The organism is Enterococcus sp. DIV0183 (genome assembly GCF_050541505.1).
Taxonomy (GTDB): domain Bacteria; phylum Bacillota; class Bacilli; order Lactobacillales; family Enterococcaceae; genus Enterococcus; species Enterococcus faecalis.
The window spans coordinates 2,081,144-2,098,146 of sequence record NZ_CP172932.1; the positions used below are offsets into that span (position 1 = coordinate 2,081,144).

Genomic DNA, 17,003 nt, shown 5'->3' on the forward strand with positions numbered 1-17,003 from the left:
AATACTTGGAAAATCAGCCACAATCACTGTTTTTCCAAGTATTTTTTTATTAATATTTGTAAATTATCGTTTCTTTTGACGAAAAACGACCACGAAATAAACTGCAATAAACAATAACACTAAGAGCGAGTTACTATTTTTAATAAAAGTTAAAAATTGACTTGTTTGCATTGAAATGCCTTTGCCGCCAGTCAATTCTAATAAAAATTGTGTCGTGCCACCTTTGCCTACTACAGTGACTAACATAAGCGCCATCAAAATAAATTGATGGAATAAACTCCCTTTTGTTTGTGTTGTGTATTTGATAAGGATGCGGCTATCTTTTGGCAAATCTGTCTCTTGATAATATCGCCTAGCTAAAAAGCTGTTCAATGTGCTTTTGAAAAAACTCAAGAGAAACAGGCCTAAAATAGTCCACGAAGTAAGAAGTAATATTCCCAAACTTCCCGCCAGACCAATCATTGGTATGTTGTTTGACCATTGTTTCGTTTTACTAGCTGCAATCATTGCAAAAATCATCCCTAAAACATAAGGTAAATAGAGATAGATGCCCATATGAGCTCTGCCGTAAACCCCTGCAACATAAATGGAACCAAATAAAAATAAATAGTTCCCCACAATCCCGTTAATCAAGATCGCAAGATTCATTTCTAATGATACTTTATATGCGCCGCGTTTGCCATAATGACTAACGAAAAGGACAGCCACCACAAAGAAACAGCAGGCGCCAACAATCGCATAATCAAATTCCACCGCATTCGTTAATAAGCGACCACTTCTTAATAAAAGTAATAACACAAAAAAGATAACAAACAGAATTAATTCTTTTCGTGAAACTTCTGCTGATTCTTCTTCTAGCTCGTTTAATGAAACAGGATAGCTCTTGATTGCTACTAAAGCAACCAGAAAATAGAGCGCGTACACCAATAACGCCAGTCCAATCTCAGTCGCTTTAAAAAATAAAGCGCCAAATAAAACAGCGGTCAATAAGACTGTCGTTAAAAGATTGCTGTGACTAATTTTTTGACCTTCTTCTTTCAAGAAAAAGCGAATTGATTGATTACTTGGTGGCAACAACGCCCCACTAAGTCCTAACAACATTCCTGAAATACTATAAAGCGGGAAAGAAAAAGCGCCGGCGATCCCAATTAAGGAGCCTGCCAAGCCTAACAATAGAGAAATCTTTAGTAGACCTAGACTAGTTAAAGACAAATTAATTCCTCGAACCAGAAAAATGCCTGTCATACGCAATGTATAAAATAAGACAAATGGTAAAATTGTTAAAAGGTTGTGTCCATCACTCAATTGAATGTAAAGTAAATAAGGCACAACAATAATCGTATTACTTAGTAAACTTAATGCTGTATTACCAAGACTTTCAATTTTTTTATTCATTTTGACCTCTTCTTTTATCTTTCATTTTCTATTATTTTTAGGGTAGCATTGTTTACTTTTTTTGTCCATAAAATAACAGATGTAGCAATTTCCTAATGTTTATTTTCCACTGTTACGTATAATAGTTAATGACGACAGCTTGGACTTTCTCTGTTCCGTCATTTATATACGTGTGTACTTGATTAGCATCAAAATACATAGCGGCGTCTTTTGGAAGAAGGTATCTCTGACCGCCCACTTCAAGAGCTAATGCTCCTTGAATAACCATGACATATTCTGTCGAACGTTTTGAATGCCCAACAGCTTGATACTTTTTCCCTGGATCTAATTCAAACTGAAAGAGTTCAAAGTTTCTTTCCTGGTTGTCTGAGTAGTAATTAAAGACTCGATAGGAGTGATCTTCAGAATGTTGTGTTACCGTCTCAGTTTTTTTAACCACGGGATTTTCTTTAACATAGTCATCTTCTAATAAATACGTATACGGAACATTGAGTCCATTACTTATTTTCCAAATTGTATTTATGGTAGGATTGGTGGTTCCTTTTTCAATCTGCGAAAGCATCCCTTTACTCACTCCGGTTATCCCAGCTAGTTCATCTAACGTAAGTTTTTTTTCTTGTCTAATTTTTTTTAAATTATTGCCAATAATTGTATTAATCTCCAAAATAGTTGCTCCTTCTGTTTCTTTTTATCATCCAAAAGTTTAATATATTGAACAAAAGTATTCTTTATTGTATTATACAATATATATCTTAGTTGTTCAAAAGGAGTGGTTAATAATGAAAACGCTCATTCGCTCGTTGTGTCTCATTATCGAAGGTCTAGATTTTCATACACACGTGTTTAAATTTTATACAGAAAGAAGGAAAAAAAGAGAATGAACCACCAATTAGATGCACGCACTGGCATTCGTGAAGCCTTGCCAACGGTTTTTGGCTATATTGGTATTGGCATTGCTTTTGGTATCGTAGGACAAGCAGCAGGTTTTTCCCCTCTGATTGTTAGTGCGATGTCGTTTTTTATTTTTGCAGGATCTGCTCAGTTTGTAACAGTTAGTATGTTGACTGGTGGCAGCCCTATTTTATCCATTGTGTTAGCGACTTTCTTAGTAAATGCACGTATGATTCTTATGGGAATGACCATTGCGCCTTACTTTAAAGCCGAATCTCTCGGTAAAAATCTCTGGTTGGGAACCTTACTGACGGATGAAAGTTTTGCACTAGGAATGAATAAATTAAACCACACCAAAGGACGTTTAAGTTTTGAGTGGTTTAATGCTGCCAATTTGATTTCCTATGCGACTTGGTTTTTTTCGACGATTATCGGTGCCTATCTAGGGCGCTTTATTGCAAACCCTCAAGCATTAGGTCTTGAGTTTGCGGTCGTGGCTATGTTCATTGGTTTACTTTATCTGCAGATAATTAGTGATCGTTCCATGAAAATCGCTTTACAACTCATCATGGTCCTGATTACTTTTGGGTTGATGTCTATTGGACTAATTTTTATTCCCAGTAATTTAATTGTCTTAGTTGTCACGTTAATCGGGTGTGGAATAGGAGTGATGATAAAACATGCCTTCTTCTGAGTATCTCTTTTTAACAATTTTAGGCTGTACCGTTGCAACCTGGCTTTCAAGAATACTGCCATTTTTACTTTTAAAAAAAATCTGTCTGCCACAGAAATTATTAGAATATCTAAGTTTTGTTCCCATTGTGATTATGTCCGCCTTATGGTTTAGTAGCTTATTTGAACAAAGAATAGGACATTTACCAAGCCTCAATCTTCCTTATTTATTCGCTTCATTTCCTACCATTTTAGCCGCAATACTTACTAAAAACTTATTGCTTATTGTACTGGTAGGCATTGCTTCATTTGCACTAATCCAATATTTTATCTAAAAAAACAGACAGGCACTACCAGATGGTAGTGCCTGTCTGTTTTTTTAGATGCCAGCTGCAGGGATCGAACCTGTGACCTACGCGTTACGAGTGCGTTGCTCTACCAACTGAGCTAAGCTGGCCTGAAACAAATCTATTATAGGACTTTCTACTTTATTTGTAAAGTCTGTTTGTTATTTATTTATGCAAAATCTCTTTAAAATAAGCCAAATAGCGACTTTACAAACTTTTTTCTGAAAATGTGGTATAATAGAGATATCAAGAAAGGATGGTTTTTTGTATGTCAAATTTTAATGGTATGGTTACTCCTGTTGTTCCATCGGATGCTGGTAAGGATTTCGCCGTTGACACCCATGTTACTTTTCTTGTTCACGGACAGCCACAAACAGGCGTTGTTACGAAACAATTAAAAAATGCCGCTGTCGTCGAAATTGACGAAACGCAAAAAAACAATCACTTAATGGTGCACAGCAATGGTGTGATTGTTATTAATTACAAACAATTGAAAAAGATTTAATTCTTCAAGCGTGGGAAATTTCCCCCGCTCTTTTTTATGTACAGAATTGGAATACTTTCCAATTCGTCGGAAACTATAATGCTGTAATAAACGCAAAAAAACCAAAAATAATTCCGGGCACATTAGCAAAAATAATGGACTTATCTCGTGTTTCTCCATCGTCTCCATATAACCCATGAATCGTCCAAAAAATACAATTAATCATTGCCACTAATGGTTGCGTCGGATTGCCTTTTTCCCCATGTAAATTTCCATAAATTTGTGGAATATATGAAACATACATCAAAACTGACATCACACTAGCAATCACAGCGATAGCGTGTAAGACTTTTTTATTCTTTTTCATAGCTCCTCCTTTGTTTTTTTATTTTTTATTATACACCTAGAAAAGTTCTTTAAGCAAAAGAAAACCGTTAGTAACCATAATCGGTTATCTAACGGTTTTTTGTTATTATTTTGTTCCAAATAAACGGTCACCAGCATCCCCTAAACCAGGAACGATATAGCCGTCTTCGTTTAAGCGCTCATCTAAAGCTGCTGTATAAATATCTACATCTGGATGCGCTTCTTGTAAAGCTTTCACACCTTCTGGAACGGCCACTAGACATACAAATTTAATGTTGCTAGCACCACGTTCTTTTAATGAATCGATGGCCATAATTGCGGAACCACCTGTTGCTAGCATTGGGTCAACAACAAATAATTGACGACTTGCAATGTCTTCAGGTAATTTCACGAAGTATTCATGTGGTTGCAATGTTTCTTCATCACGGTAAAGTCCAACGTGTCCAACTTTCGCTGCTGGAATTAATTCTAAAATCCCATCAACCATGCCAATGCCGGCACGTAAAATAGGAATAATTGCTACTTTTTTCCCTGAAAGTGTTTTTTGTGTTGATTTACCCATCGGTGTTTCGATGACAACATCCTCTAAAGGCATATCCCGTGATACTTCATAAGCCATTAACATAGCAATTTCGTTGACAACTTCGCGGAAAACCTTTGTCCCACAGTTCTTTTCGCGAATCATTGTTAGTTTGTGTTGAATTAGCGGATGATCAATTACTTGAAATTTTCCCATATCTATTCTCCTTCATTATTTTATTCTTTCTTATTGTAAAACAAAAGAGCCTAGGACACAAGTTGAATTCCTTAAATCCTAAGCTCCGACTCTTATTTGTACAGAGAATCGCGCTTCAGCTATCCCTGATGTTAGTTATATAATGGATATTTTTTAGTTAGCGCTGCTACAGCTGCTTTGACTTCATCATGAACTGCTGTATTTTCTGGATCTTTTAAAACTTGGACGATTAATTTAGCAACTTCTACCGCATCTTCTTCTTTAAAACCACGTGAAGTAATCGCAGGCGTTCCAATACGGATACCACTTGTTTTAAATGGACTTAATTGTTCAAACGGAATTGAATTTTTATTGACAGTAATATTTACACTATCTAAAATAGCTTCTGCTTCTTTTCCATTTAAACCAAAACCTGTCACTTCAATCAGTAATAAGTGGTTGTCTGTTGCCCCACTAATTAAACGAGCTTCTGGCGCTTGATTGAAAACTTTCGTCATCGCTTGTGCATTTGCAATCACTTGCTGACTATATTCAGCAAAACTTGGATCCAAAGCTTCTTTAAAAGCTGCGGCTTTTCCAGCAATCACATGTTCCAATGGGCCACCTTGAATGCCTGGGAAAATACTACTATTTACTTTTTTCGCCAATTCTTCGCTATTTGTCAAAATTAAACCGCCACGAGGACCACGCAATGTTTTATGGGTCGTACTTGTTACGATATCAGCATACGGAACTGGATTTGGGTGCAACCCTGAAGCTACCAAGCCTGCAATATGCGCCATATCAACCATTAACTTGGCATCTACTTCATCAGCGATTTCACGGAAACGTTTGAAATCAATCGTTCGTGAATACGCACTTGCGCCAGCAACAATTAATTTTGGACGATGTTCTCTTGCTAAAATTCGCACGACATCGTAATCGATTACTTCTGTTGAAGGGTCCACTCCATAACTGACAAAATTATAGGTTTTTCCACTAAAGTTAACGGGCGAACCATGTGTTAAGTGACCACCAGCTGATAAATCCATCCCCAAAATGGTATCACCTGGTTCAACCAATGAAAGGTATGCCGCTGTATTGGCTTGAGAACCTGAATGGGCTTGTACATTCGCAAATTTTGCACCAAATAATTCTTTGGCACGATCGATAGCTAAATTTTCTACGATATCGATAAATTCACAACCACCATAGTACCGTTTACCAGGGTAACCTTCTGCATATTTATTCGTTAAAATACTTCCTTGGGCAGCCATAACTGCTTTTGACACGACATTCTCAGATGCGATTAGTTCCAAGTTATTTTCTTGGCGCTCTTCTTCTCTTGCAATTGCATTCCATAAATCTGGGTCATACGTTTTGTAATCCATTCAAACAACACTCCATTTTGTTTTCTTTTGTCTGATTGTATCATACTTCTGTGTCAGCTTCGTTACAAATACCTCTTATTTTTCAAAAAATTTTTGATTGGCTGATTTTTTCAAGCGATTCATGTAAGCAGTGCCTAAACCAGTTTCTGCAAATCCTTGCGCAAAAATCGTGGTAGCTCCTTGCTCATCTAACGCTCTTAACCCTGCAAATAGTTCTTTTGTGGCATTTTCAACCGTTTCTGCACCATAAGAATAAACAAACGCATTTTCTGTATCTAGTTGTGCTGCCTGTTCATCACTTAAAAATAAGCCGATTTTTTCCTGTTGTTCTTTTGCTTGCTGAATCGCCGCTTGCCATTCTGCTGTTTGACCGCTTATAATCCAAACTTCCGCATCAGGAGAATAGTGTTTGTATTTCATCCCTGGCGCTTTGGGTGCTGCAGTTTCACTAATCAAATGTGTATCGATTTTCACTTGGGGAATAATGCTTTCCAACTGCTCTTTGGTAATTGCTCCTGGTCGTAAAATAACTGGCACACCATCTTCCGCCGTTAAATCCAAGACCGTTGATTCCACCCCAATCTGCGTTGGGCCATCATCTAATATGGCAGCAATTTTCCCCTGCAAATCATGATAAACATGCTCTGCAGATGTTGGACTAGGCTTGCCAGAAGTGTTCGCACTTGGTCCGACCAACGGAACATTGGCTTGTTCAATCAAAGCTAAGGTCGCTTGGTTATCTGGCATACGAAAAGCGACTGTCTCTAAACCACCTGTTACTGTTTTAGAAAATGTATCGCTAGGCACATTAAAAATTAAAGTTAATGGTCCCGGCCAAAAGGCAGACACCAATTTTGTAGCGACTTCTGGTAAGGTCGCCACGTATTTTTTGACCATCTCAACGTTGTTCACATGAACAATCAATGGATTATCACTGGGGCGGCCTTTTACTTGGTAAACTTTTTTTACTGCCGCTTCATTTAAGGCATCAGCACCTAAGCCATAAACAGTTTCTGTTGGAAAAGCCACTAGCTCGCCTGCTTGAATGGCTGCTGCTGCTTGGGCTATTTCTTGTTTGGTTAATTTTTTTGTTTCCATTGCAAATCGCTCCTTCTAGAAAAGTGGCGACGAAGAACCTTAGTTACTCGGCTATCGCGAGGCGATCGTTGCCAGATAAATCTTTTTCAATTTTAATTGTTTTTTGTGGATAGACGGCGCTCAATAATTCTTGGAGGGCCGCGCCTTGTTGAAACCCTATTTCAAAATAAATTTTACCGTCTGCTTTAAGCATCGTTTGACTTTCATGAATTAATTGTTGGTATAAAGCCAAACCGTTATTTTCAGCGAATAAAGCGGTTTTAGGTTCATACGTTCGGACACTTGCATCCATTAAATGCCATTCTTGTTCACTAATATAGGGCGGATTAGAAATAAGCAGATCAATTTTTTCAGAAGCAACTGGCTGTAAGCCATTCCCATGATAAAATTCGATGCCAGCACCTAATGCTTGCGCGTTTTGTTTAGCGACAGTCAACGCTTCCTCCGAAAGATCAATGGCAATAACTCGCCAGTTGGGCCGTGCCAGTTTCAAGCTAATCGCAATGGCACCTGTCCCTGTTCCGACATCCACGACCGTCAAAGGAGTATCTGGATTGGCTTTTAAGCAACGCTCGACTAATTCTTCTGTTTCTGGCCTAGGAATCAAAGTATGTTCATTAACAATAAAGGAATGTCCATAAAATTCAGCTTGTCCTAGTAAATATTGTGCTGGGTAATCTGTCAATAATTGGGCTAAATCCGTTTTTAATTGTTCCTCTTCTTCTTTGGGCATTTCTTCTTGCATATGCAGGAGCCACTGCGTTTTATCCCAACCTTTACGTTCTAAAAAAACATAGTGAATAGCATAGCCTTCTTTGCCTTGCGCCTCTAAAAAAGAAGAAGCCCAGTTAAGGACTTCAAAGTAACGTTTAGCCATTTTGCATCTCTTCTAATTTCGATGTTTGATCATATAAGACTAATGCATCAATGATTTCATCTAATTTGCCAGCAAGAATCTGGTCTAGTTTTTGGATGGTTAAACCAATACGATGATCCGTTACTCGATTTTGTGGGAAGTTATACGTTCTGATTCGTTCTGAACGATCTCCGGTCCCCACCGCCGATTTACGGTTAGCATCATATTCACTTTGTGCTTCTTGTTGAATTTGGTCATACACACGAGCACGCAAAACTTTCATTGCTTTTTCACGGTTTTTTAGCTGTGAACGTTCATCTTGCATTGCGACCACGATTCCTGTTGGTAAATGGGTTAAACGAACAGCCGAAGCGGTTTTATTGACGTGCTGTCCACCAGCGCCACTTGCATGATAAATATCGACACGGATATCTTTATCAGCTAATTCGATTTCGACTTCTTCCGCTTCCGGCATAACTACAACGGTTGCTGTCGATGTATGAATCCGTCCTTGTGATTCTGTTGAAGGAACTCGTTGCACGCGGTGAGCGCCACTTTCGTATTTTAATTTTGAAAAGACGTTATCTCCTGAAATCATCATAATTACTTCTTTATATCCACCGATTCCAGTGACGTTCGCTTCTAAAACTTCCGCTTTCCACCCTTGTGCTTCTGCATATTTTTGGTACATATTAAATAAGTCGCCAGCAAAAAGTGCGGCTTCATCGCCACCGGCTGCACCACGGATTTCCATGATGATATTTTTATCATCATTTGGGTCTTTTGGTAATAATAAAATTTTAATGCGGTCTTCTAACACTTCTTTTTCTTTTTTCAAATCAGAAAGTTCTTCTTTCGCCATTTCGGCCATTTCCGCATCTAAGTTTTCACTTAAAAGTTCTTCGGCATCGCTAATCCCTTCAACAACTTGTTTATATCGGCGATAAACCTCAACCGTCTCACGTGTATTAGCTTCTTCTTTCGATAATTCCATGAAACGTTTTGTATCGCTAATGACTGCTGGGTCACTTAATAATTCGCCCAATTCCTCATAGCGATCTTCAATAGATTGTAATTGATCGTACATAGTGTCTCTCCTTACTGTTCTTCATTCACTGTTTTTGGATGAAAATAATGTTTGCGACAAACAGGATAGTAGGCTTCATTCCCACCAATTTGGACTTGATCCCCTTCATAAACGGGTTTGCCATCAATATAGTGCAAGTTCATAGTTGCTTTTTTATGACAGAACCAGCAAATCGTTTTTAATTCTTCTAATTTGTCTGCATATAAAAGTAAATACTTTGAGCCTTCAAATAATTCATTTCTAAAATCATTCTTTAGCCCAAATGCCATTACTGGAATATCTAATTCGTCAACAATTCGTGCAAATTCAATGACATGATGCTTGTTTAAAAATTGACATTCATCGACTAATACGCAAAAAGGTTTGTAAGACAAATCATTAATCAAGTCAAAGACATTGGTTTCTTCAAAAATTGGAATAGCATCTCTGCGTAATCCGATGCGACTGGATACTTTCCCGACACCATCACGTGTATCTAGTCCACTGGTCATCAAAACAACTGGTTTGTCTTGTTCTTCGTAATTGTGTGCTACTTTTAAGATTTCAATGGTTTTACCACTGTTCATTGCGCCATACTTGAAAAATAATTGAGCCATGTTCACTACACCTTTCCGTTAGTTCCTTACGTATTTTACTATATTTTCAGCAAAAAAGCAGTATTTTTAGCTAAAATGGTCGTGCATTTTTCTGAAAAAAACAGAATCTACGCCAAAGTCATTTTAGCAGGGCTGTTTATACTCCAACTAATGATCCTGCTAGTATGCAATAAAAAAGCCCGAAATTGTAGTTATTTGACTACAATTTCAGACTTTTTAATGCTAGTTATTTTTGAGCAGAGGCAAATTCTGCTGATTGCGTACCTGCTTGACGACCATAAATGATAATATCGGCGATGGCATTGCCTCCGATACGGTTTTGACCATGTAAGCCACCTGTTAATTCACCAGCAGCATATAGACCTTTAATTGGTGTGCCATCTTCACGTAAAACTTCTGTTTTCGTGTTGATTTTCACGCCACCCATTGTGTGGTGAATCCCTGGTGCAATTTTAATTGCGTAGTAAGGCGCTGTGCTTAAGTCAGCTTCCATGCCAGTTGTCCGGCCAAATTGTTTGTCATCTTTGGCATTAACATCTTGGTTCCAAGTATCAATCGTTGCTTTCAATGTATCGGCAGGCATGCCAATTTTTTCAGCTAATTCTTCAATCGTTTCACCTTTTTCCACGAAACCTTTTTGATCATAGAAATCAATGGCTTTTGCACGGTCGCGAACGCCTTGGTCAAAGACTAAATAAGCTGATTTTTCTGGTAAGGCATTGATTGCTGCAGAAACTTTGTCACGTGTATCTAACTCATTAACAAAACGTTCTCCTTTTTGAGAAGCCAAGATTGCGCCTTCTCCACGAACTGCTTCACCAATTAAGAAAGCATCGCTTTGTTGAACAGTTGGGTGAATTTGAATTTCTTTCATATCCACTAACGCACCGCCAACTTTTTGAATCATTTGGATACCGTCACCTGTTGTGCCTTCTTGGTTCGTTGTAACATAGTTTTTCAATTCTGGTTTGTATTGTGTAATTAATTTTTCGTTGGCACCGAAACCACCTGTTGTGACAACGACTGCTTTTGCTTTAACTGTTTTTTCTTTATCATCTTTCATTTTCACTTTTACGCCATCGATTTGACCGTTTTCTTCAACTAAGTCTGTCACGTCAGCATCAACAAACAATGGAATTTTTTCTTCGCGAACGTTACGTACTAAACCGTCAACTAGATAGCCCCCAATTGCTGATCCGTCAGCAGGACGGTGTGTGCGTTTTTCGCTCATTCCACCTGTAATCGTTAAATTGCTCAATGTAATTCCTTTTGTATCTAACCAATCAATTGCTTCAGCTGAATGATCAACAAAATAACGTAGTAATTCTTGATCGTTGGTTCCTTTACCGCCTTTTAGTGTTTCTTCAAAGAATTTATCGTTGCTATCTTTAATGCCTTCTTTTTCTTGGAATTTTGTTTGTGAAGCATTCATTCCTGAAGAAGATTTAATTGTATTCCCACCTGCAACAGGCATTTTTTCTAAAATAACTGGATTCATACCAGCTTCTTTGGCTTGTAATGCAGCGGTCATCCCCGCACCACCTGAACCAACAATAACAACATCATAACTGTCTTTTAGTTCACTTGGATCTGTATAACCATTAGCAGAGGCCCCAGATGTTGCTTCTGTTTTTTCAGAAGATGCTTTTGTTTTACCAGCAGCTTTTTCTTGATCGCTTGTACAACCTGTTGCTGCACCTAATAATAACCCTAGGGAAAGAACTCCCATTAACACTTTTTTCATTGTTTTCCCACCTTATAAACTATTGATTTCTACCAACACAATTTCTTATTTTTCATTTGAATAAAAATAACAGTTTGTTACATAAAGTGAACACATTCACATATCAACCGAAATAAAAAAGCTACCACTACTTTTTAAAGTTGTATCGTTAGACAAACTGACCAATTAGCAATAAGTTGTTTGGGGAACAACCTATTTTTCTATTCTTTCATAAAATATCATGTTCTCGCTTGTTTGTGGATGTTTTCCAATTATTTCTAACGAATTTCTTATTTTTATTTGTCATTTCAAGGATTTTCTGGCAGAATTATTCGTTTGAGGCGAAAAGTTTTGGTATACTTAGTTTAATTAGAATTGGGAGGTTATCTAGTGAACCATACACGTTTGCTGTGGCTGGCACAGCGAAAAAGCGATCGATTTATTCGCAAAAATTTTTCATCTATTCAAATCATCGTCGCTTATTACATATTAATGACGGTTATTTCTTATTTATTGTTTTGCCTCCCTATTTTCAGAGAACCTGACTCGCGTGTTCCTTTTATTGATTTATTTTTCTTAGCAATCAGTACAGTCAGTGTTACTGGACTCACCACAGTCGATATTAATTCGGTTTTTAATGATCGTGGGATCGTCTTATTGGAGGTTCTTTTCCAAGTTGGTGGCTTAGGGATTATGATGATTTCAACGGTCTTTTTTATTTTATCAAAACGGCGAATCACATTAAAGCAACGTCAGTTAATTATGACTGACATGAATCAGCCGCGACTGAGCGGAATTGTTCGACTGATCCGCACCACTTTTTTGATTTTAATTTGGTTCCAAGTAATCTTCGGCTCGCTCTTTTCGCTTTATTTTTATATAAGTGGTTATTATACGAACTGGCGAGATGCGATATTTTATGGATTTTATCAAGCTATTTCTGCAGTGACTAATTCAGGCTTTGATATTTCAGGTGATTCAATTATCCCTTTTGCTCATGATTATCTCTTTTTACTGGCAATTATGTTCTTAATTTTTATCGGCGGAATTGGATTTCCCGTTTTACTGGAAATTCATGAGTGGTTACATTTTAAGAAAAAGAACTTTCGCAAGAAGAAACGAGGCTTGCCTTTCCGCTTCTCATTGTTTAGTAAAATTGCTTTGCTAGCGTTTATTGTTCTGTTTATTGGTGGGACTATTTTGATTTACTTATTAGAAAAAGATCACCTATTTTTGACAATGAATGAAAGTGGCCGTTGGGTAAGTTCGATGTTTTATTCGATGACTACACGAAACGCTGGCCTCCAAATTAATGATTTAGGGGACTTCCAAATTACAACGTTGATTATTTTTTCTGTGTTAATGTTTATTGGTTGTAGTCCTAGCTCTGTTGGTGGTGGTGTTCGAACAACGACTGTTGCGATTATTGGCTTGTATTTGTTAGCCTTTTTAAAAAGTGAAGATGATATTAGCGTCTTTAGCCGTAAAATAGATGACGATGATGTCAAAAAATCGATTGTCGTCTTCATGTTATCTTTGATTATGTGCTTTTTCGCTGTCGTCTTTTTGTCAGCCACTGAAAATCTTCCCTTGATTTCAATCATTGTGGAAGTCGCTTCTGCCTTTGGGACAACCGGTCTTTCTTTGGGCATTACAGACGATTTAACAACAGTAGGTAAATTAATGATTGCCTTATTAATGTTTATTGGACGTATTGGTATGCTTTATACCTTAATGATTTTTGTACCAAAAGAAACACGTGACTTAGGCTACGAATACCCTTCAGAAAAAATTATTATTGGATAAAAAAACAAAGCCTCTCAAGTAAGAGGCTTTGTTTTTTTATTTTTTCATGTGTGTGACTAGTTTGTTATAACTTTCAGAGCGTTCAATTGCATCTTCTTTAGTTTTATCAAGTAAATGTTCGACTACTTCTTGATTCTGTTTAATTGTATGCAACGCAGAGTAACGTGTTTGTTTTTCAAGGAAATCACGCATTTTGTCAAAATCTGTTTTCTTGTAGTCAATGACCATCGGATCTTTGCCTTTCTTAACTAACTCTGGATTATAGCGATAAAGTGGCCAATAGCCAGATTCAACGGCTTCTTTGGCTTGATCTAACGTCCGAACCATTCCACCTTTGACCCCGTGATTAATACATGGGGTATAACCAATGATAATTGATGGGCCTGGGTACCGCTCCGCTTCGTCAATTGCTTTAATCGTTTGCATTGAGTTTGCGCCTAAAGCCACTTGTGCAACATAGACATTCCCATAAGTGATTGCCATCATCCCTAAATCTTTTTTAGAGGTATGTTTCCCACCCGCTGAGAATTTGGCAATGGCTGAAGCTGGTGTAGCTTTAGATGTTTGTCCGCCTGTATTGGCATACACTTCGTTATCCATAACAAAAATATTAACATCTTCCCCACTAGCAAGAACATGATCAATGCCGCTAAACCCGATATCATAGGCCCAACCATCGCCGCCGACAATCCATTGACTCGTTTTCACTAATAAATCTTTTTGTTCGTAAATTTTTGTTAAAAGTGGATCTTCATCGGCTTCTTCACTTAATGCTGCCGCTAGTTTGGTTGCTCGCTGTTGTGTTCCTTCCCCTTCAGCCATGTGTTCCAACCAATCATTTAACAAGGCTTGAAGTGAATCTGATCCGACGTTTTTAGCAAGACTTTCTTCAACCAGACTAGCTAAATGTTGACGTTTCGTTCGATTGGCAATATACATACCATAACCATATTCCGCATTATCTTCAAACAGCGAATTACTCCAAGCTGGTCCTTGGCCACATTCGTTCGTTGTATAAGGCGTCACCGGTGACGAACCACCCCAAATTGATGAACAGCCTGTTGCGTTAGCAATCATCATTCGATCACCAAATAATTGCGTCAACAACTTAATATAAGGTGTTTCGCCACAGCCTTCACAAGCACCTGAAAATTCCATCAATGGCTGGTTAAATTGGGAACCTTTAACAGAAAGTTTTTTGACTGGGTTGGCTTTTTGTTTAAGAGTCATCGCAAAGGCCCAATTCATCGCTTGCTCTTTCTGAGTTTCATAAGGTTTCATTAAAATCGCCTTGTCTTTCACGGGACATGCCTGAACACAAAGACCACAACCTGTACAGTCTTCTAAAGAAACTTGGATACGATACATCAACCCATCTGTGCCACGCATTTCGCGCATGGCAAAACCTGCAGGTGCTTCTTTCAGTTCTTCTTCATCCGCTAAAAACGGTCGAATAGCCGCATGTGGACAAACAAAGGCACATTCATTACACATCGTACACTTATCCATTTGCCACTCAGGCACTTCTAACGCAATGCCACGTTTTTCATAAGCCGCAGTGCCCATAGGAATGGCACCGCCCTTCATTCCGTTTTCAATCAAATCTGAAACGGTCAGCTGATCCCCTTCTTGACGATTGATTGGTTCTAAAATATTTGTCACAAAAGCTGGAGCTTCCGACTCTTGATTTTCTGGTTCTAAAACAATGGTTGCCCAATCTTCTGGAACTACGATTTCTTGCAGCGATTCAAAGGTAGCATCAATCGCTTGGTAATTTTTTTCAACAATTTCCATTGATTTTTTTCCATAAGTCTTTTTCACTTCTTCTTTAAGTAACGGTAAATATTGCTCTTTCGTTAAAATATTTGTTACTTCAAAAAAGGCAGTAGACATCACTGTATTGATCCGACGGCCTAAGCCTACTTTGCGAGCTAACTCAACCGCATTGATAATATAAAATTTGATTTGGTGCTCCCCAATATATTTTTTTAACTTAGCCGGTAATAAACGGTGAACTTTTTCTTGATCCCAAATAGTATTCAGTAAAAACGTTCCGCCATCTTTTAAACCTTTTAACAGGTCGTATTTATGCAAATAGGAAGCATTATGACAAGCGATGAAATCTGCTTGTTCAATTAAATACGTGGAAGTAATTGGCTCTTTACCAAAACGCAGATGCGAAACGGTTAAACCGCCTGATTTTTTAGAATCATAACTAAAGTAAGCTTGTGCATAAAGGTCGGTATGATCTCCGATAATTTTAATCGCTTGCTTGTTTGCTCCCACAGTTCCGTCAGAACCAAAGCCCCAAAATTTTGCTTGGAAGGTAGTATCTGGCGTTAAATCTAAAGTAGGTTCTTCTGGCAATGATTGATAGGTTACATCATCAACGATCCCCACCGTAAAGCGTTGTTTTAATTCTTTAAATGGCAATAACAAATGGTCATAGATCGCTTTAATTTGATTAGGCGCTACGTCTTTAGAACCTAACCCATAACGTCCACCAATCACAATTGGACGATTTTCATGTTGATAGAGAGCGCTTTGAACATCTAGCAATAACGGTTCCCCTTCGGCTCCTGATTCTTTTGTTCGATCTAAAACCGCAACCTTTTCTACTGTAGCTGGTAATTTTTCAAGAAGGTTTTCGGTAGGAAATGGACGATATAAATGAATATTGATAAAACCAACTTTGCGTCCTTGTTGATTGAGATAGTCGACTGTTTGTTTGATTACTGGTGAAGCCGACCCCATTGAAATAATGACTTCTGTTGCATCTTCAACCCCATAATAATCGGTTAAATCATACGTTGTTCCACGAAGATTGTTAATTTTTTTCATGTATTTTTGAACAATTTTTGGCATTTCTTCGTAATTTTTATTGACTGTTTCTCTTTGTTGAAAATGAATGTCAGGATTTTGAGCGGTCCCTGAAACAGTGGGATGATTAGGATTCATGCCTCCCATTCTAAAACGAGTTACAGCTTCCTGATTCACCATTTCTTTCAGGTCATCATAATCAATCACTTCGATTTTTTGTAGTTCATGGCTCGTTCTAAAACCATCAAAAAAGTTTACAAAAGGTAAACTACCTTCTAAGCTAGCTAAATGAGCAACTGCCGACAAATCCATCACTTCTTGAACACTCGATTCTGCTAACATACAAAAACCTGTTTGGCGGGTAGCCATCACATCGCCATGATCACCAAAAATACTCAACGCACTTGTCGTTACTGCCCGAGCCGCCACATGAAACACAGAAGGCAGCAATTCTCCTGCGATTTTATACATATTGGGAATCATCAACAGTAAACCTTGTGAAGCAGTATAAGTAGTGGTTAACGCACCTGTTTTTAACGAACCATGAACTACTCCCGCTGCCCCAGCTTCTGATTGCATTTCAATAACTTGAACTTTTTGACCATAAATATTTTTTAAACCACTTTCCGCCCATTCATCTACCAACTCAGCCATTGTTGAACTTGGTGTGATAGGATAAATAGCGGCAACTTCTGTAAACGCATATGAAATATAAGCCGCTGCGGTGTTTCCATCCATTGTTTTTTTCATTTTTTC

15 protein-coding genes and 1 tRNA gene are annotated in these 17,003 nt (G+C 37.9%); 4 read left to right on the forward strand and 12 right to left on the reverse strand.

Annotated features, from left to right (window positions below):
* Window positions 1-63 precede the first annotated feature (63 nt).
* Both IGK72_RS10105 and IGK72_RS10110 read right to left on the reverse strand, forming a co-directional pair.
* Window positions 64-1,395 carry a hypothetical protein gene (locus tag IGK72_RS10105; RefSeq protein ID WP_430608788.1) on the reverse strand — a complete coding sequence of 444 codons (1,332 nt, stop codon included), beginning with the start codon at window positions 1,393-1,395 and terminating at the stop codon, window positions 64-66.
* A 112-nt stretch (window positions 1,396-1,507) separates the two neighbouring features.
* On the reverse strand, window positions 1,508-2,059 hold the full coding sequence (locus tag IGK72_RS10110) for a helix-turn-helix domain-containing protein (RefSeq protein ID WP_002362234.1): 552 nt from the start codon (window positions 2,057-2,059) through the stop codon (window positions 1,508-1,510).
* Between the two features lie 213 nt (window positions 2,060-2,272).
* On the opposite strand from IGK72_RS10110, the gene IGK72_RS10115 reads away from it, so the two are divergent.
* Window positions 2,273-2,980 (forward strand): AzlC family ABC transporter permease, encoded by a 708-nt coding sequence (locus tag IGK72_RS10115; RefSeq protein ID WP_002379698.1) that lies wholly within the window; start codon window positions 2,273-2,275, stop codon window positions 2,978-2,980.
* Window positions 2,967-3,293, forward strand: coding sequence for an AzlD domain-containing protein (locus IGK72_RS10120; RefSeq protein ID WP_023894471.1), 327 nt, complete (start codon window positions 2,967-2,969; stop codon window positions 3,291-3,293). The genes IGK72_RS10115 and IGK72_RS10120 overlap by 14 nt, the downstream gene beginning before the upstream one ends.
* A 49-nt stretch (window positions 3,294-3,342) precedes the next feature.
* Here IGK72_RS10120 and IGK72_RS10125 read toward each other — a convergent pair.
* A tRNA-Thr gene (locus IGK72_RS10125) sits at window positions 3,343-3,415 on the reverse strand.
* 158 nt (window positions 3,416-3,573) lie between these two features.
* Between IGK72_RS10125 and IGK72_RS10130 the strand changes: the two genes are divergently transcribed.
* On the forward strand, window positions 3,574-3,810 hold the full coding sequence (locus IGK72_RS10130; protein ID WP_002381528.1) for a hypothetical protein: 237 nt from the start codon (window positions 3,574-3,576) through the stop codon (window positions 3,808-3,810).
* A 73-nt stretch (window positions 3,811-3,883) separates the two neighbouring features.
* Here IGK72_RS10130 and IGK72_RS10135 read toward each other — a convergent pair whose 3' ends face one another.
* From IGK72_RS10135 to IGK72_RS10170, 8 genes are all read right to left on the reverse strand, one after another.
* A complete protein-coding gene (locus tag IGK72_RS10135) occupies window positions 3,884-4,156 on the reverse strand; it encodes a membrane protein (protein ID WP_002356625.1) in 273 nt (90 codons plus the stop codon).
* Between the two features lie 105 nt (window positions 4,157-4,261).
* A complete protein-coding gene (gene upp / locus IGK72_RS10140; protein WP_002356624.1) occupies window positions 4,262-4,891 on the reverse strand; it encodes a uracil phosphoribosyltransferase in 630 nt (209 codons plus the stop codon).
* 131 nt (window positions 4,892-5,022) lie between these two features.
* Window positions 5,023-6,261 carry a serine hydroxymethyltransferase gene (gene glyA, locus IGK72_RS10145; protein WP_002356623.1) on the reverse strand — a complete coding sequence of 413 codons (1,239 nt, stop codon included), beginning with the start codon at window positions 6,259-6,261 and terminating at the stop codon, window positions 5,023-5,025.
* A gap of 75 nt (window positions 6,262-6,336) precedes the next feature.
* Window positions 6,337-7,359, reverse strand: coding sequence for an L-threonylcarbamoyladenylate synthase (locus tag IGK72_RS10150; RefSeq protein WP_002356622.1), 1,023 nt, complete (start codon window positions 7,357-7,359; stop codon window positions 6,337-6,339).
* Between the two features lie 43 nt (window positions 7,360-7,402).
* Entirely contained in the window at window positions 7,403-8,236 is an 834-nt protein-coding gene (gene prmC / locus IGK72_RS10155; RefSeq protein ID WP_002378583.1) for a peptide chain release factor N(5)-glutamine methyltransferase, read from the reverse strand.
* Window positions 8,229-9,302 (reverse strand): peptide chain release factor 1, encoded by a 1,074-nt coding sequence (prfA, locus tag IGK72_RS10160; RefSeq protein WP_002356619.1) that lies wholly within the window; start codon window positions 9,300-9,302, stop codon window positions 8,229-8,231. The genes prmC and prfA overlap by 8 nt, the downstream gene beginning before the upstream one ends.
* An 11-nt stretch (window positions 9,303-9,313) precedes the next feature.
* Window positions 9,314-9,898 (reverse strand): thymidine kinase, encoded by a 585-nt coding sequence (locus IGK72_RS10165; protein ID WP_002356618.1) that lies wholly within the window; start codon window positions 9,896-9,898, stop codon window positions 9,314-9,316.
* A 226-nt stretch (window positions 9,899-10,124) separates the two neighbouring features.
* The gene (locus tag IGK72_RS10170; RefSeq protein WP_002356617.1) at window positions 10,125-11,642 is read right to left on the reverse strand and encodes a flavocytochrome c; all 1,518 of its coding nucleotides are present in this window, start codon (window positions 11,640-11,642) and stop codon (window positions 10,125-10,127) included.
* Between the two features lie 369 nt (window positions 11,643-12,011).
* Between IGK72_RS10170 and IGK72_RS10175 the strand changes: the two genes are divergently transcribed.
* Window positions 12,012-13,427: a TrkH family potassium uptake protein gene (locus IGK72_RS10175; RefSeq protein ID WP_165548609.1), complete on the forward strand. Its 1,416-nt coding sequence runs from the start codon at window positions 12,012-12,014 to the stop codon at window positions 13,425-13,427.
* 36 nt (window positions 13,428-13,463) lie between these two features.
* Here the strand turns inward: IGK72_RS10175 and nifJ are convergent, their stop codons facing one another.
* A complete protein-coding gene (gene nifJ, locus IGK72_RS10180) occupies window positions 13,464-16,997 on the reverse strand; it encodes a pyruvate:ferredoxin (flavodoxin) oxidoreductase (RefSeq protein ID WP_023894473.1) in 3,534 nt (1,177 codons plus the stop codon).
* Between the last annotated feature and the right edge of the window lie 6 nt (window positions 16,998-17,003).

Excerpts from the sequence above, each read along its gene's own strand:
- prfA (WP_002356619.1), bottom strand. The coding sequence starts at position 9,302 with ATGTACGATCAATTACAATCTATTGAAGATCGCTATGAGGAATTGGGC.
- IGK72_RS10135 (WP_002356625.1), bottom strand. The coding sequence starts at position 4,156 with ATGAAAAAGAATAAAAAAGTCTTACACGCTATCGCTGTGATTGCTAGT.
- IGK72_RS10130 (WP_002381528.1), top strand. The coding sequence starts at position 3,574 with ATGTCAAATTTTAATGGTATGGTTACTCCTGTTGTTCCATCGGATGCT.
- IGK72_RS10170 (WP_002356617.1), bottom strand. The coding sequence starts at position 11,642 with ATGAAAAAAGTGTTAATGGGAGTTCTTTCCCTAGGGTTATTATTAGGT.
- IGK72_RS10165 (WP_002356618.1), bottom strand. The coding sequence starts at position 9,898 with ATGGCTCAATTATTTTTCAAGTATGGCGCAATGAACAGTGGTAAAACC.
- IGK72_RS10115 (WP_002379698.1), top strand. The coding sequence starts at position 2,273 with ATGAACCACCAATTAGATGCACGCACTGGCATTCGTGAAGCCTTGCCA.
- upp (WP_002356624.1), bottom strand. The coding sequence starts at position 4,891 with ATGGGAAAATTTCAAGTAATTGATCATCCGCTAATTCAACACAAACTA.
- prmC (WP_002378583.1), bottom strand. The coding sequence starts at position 8,236 with ATGGCTAAACGTTACTTTGAAGTCCTTAACTGGGCTTCTTCTTTTTTA.
- IGK72_RS10120 (WP_023894471.1), top strand. The coding sequence starts at position 2,967 with ATGCCTTCTTCTGAGTATCTCTTTTTAACAATTTTAGGCTGTACCGTT.
- nifJ (WP_023894473.1), bottom strand. The coding sequence starts at position 16,997 with ATGAAAAAAACAATGGATGGAAACACCGCAGCGGCTTATATTTCATAT.
- glyA (WP_002356623.1), bottom strand. The coding sequence starts at position 6,261 with ATGGATTACAAAACGTATGACCCAGATTTATGGAATGCAATTGCAAGA.
- IGK72_RS10150 (WP_002356622.1), bottom strand. The coding sequence starts at position 7,359 with ATGGAAACAAAAAAATTAACCAAACAAGAAATAGCCCAAGCAGCAGCA.
- IGK72_RS10105 (WP_430608788.1), bottom strand. The coding sequence starts at position 1,395 with ATGAATAAAAAAATTGAAAGTCTTGGTAATACAGCATTAAGTTTACTA.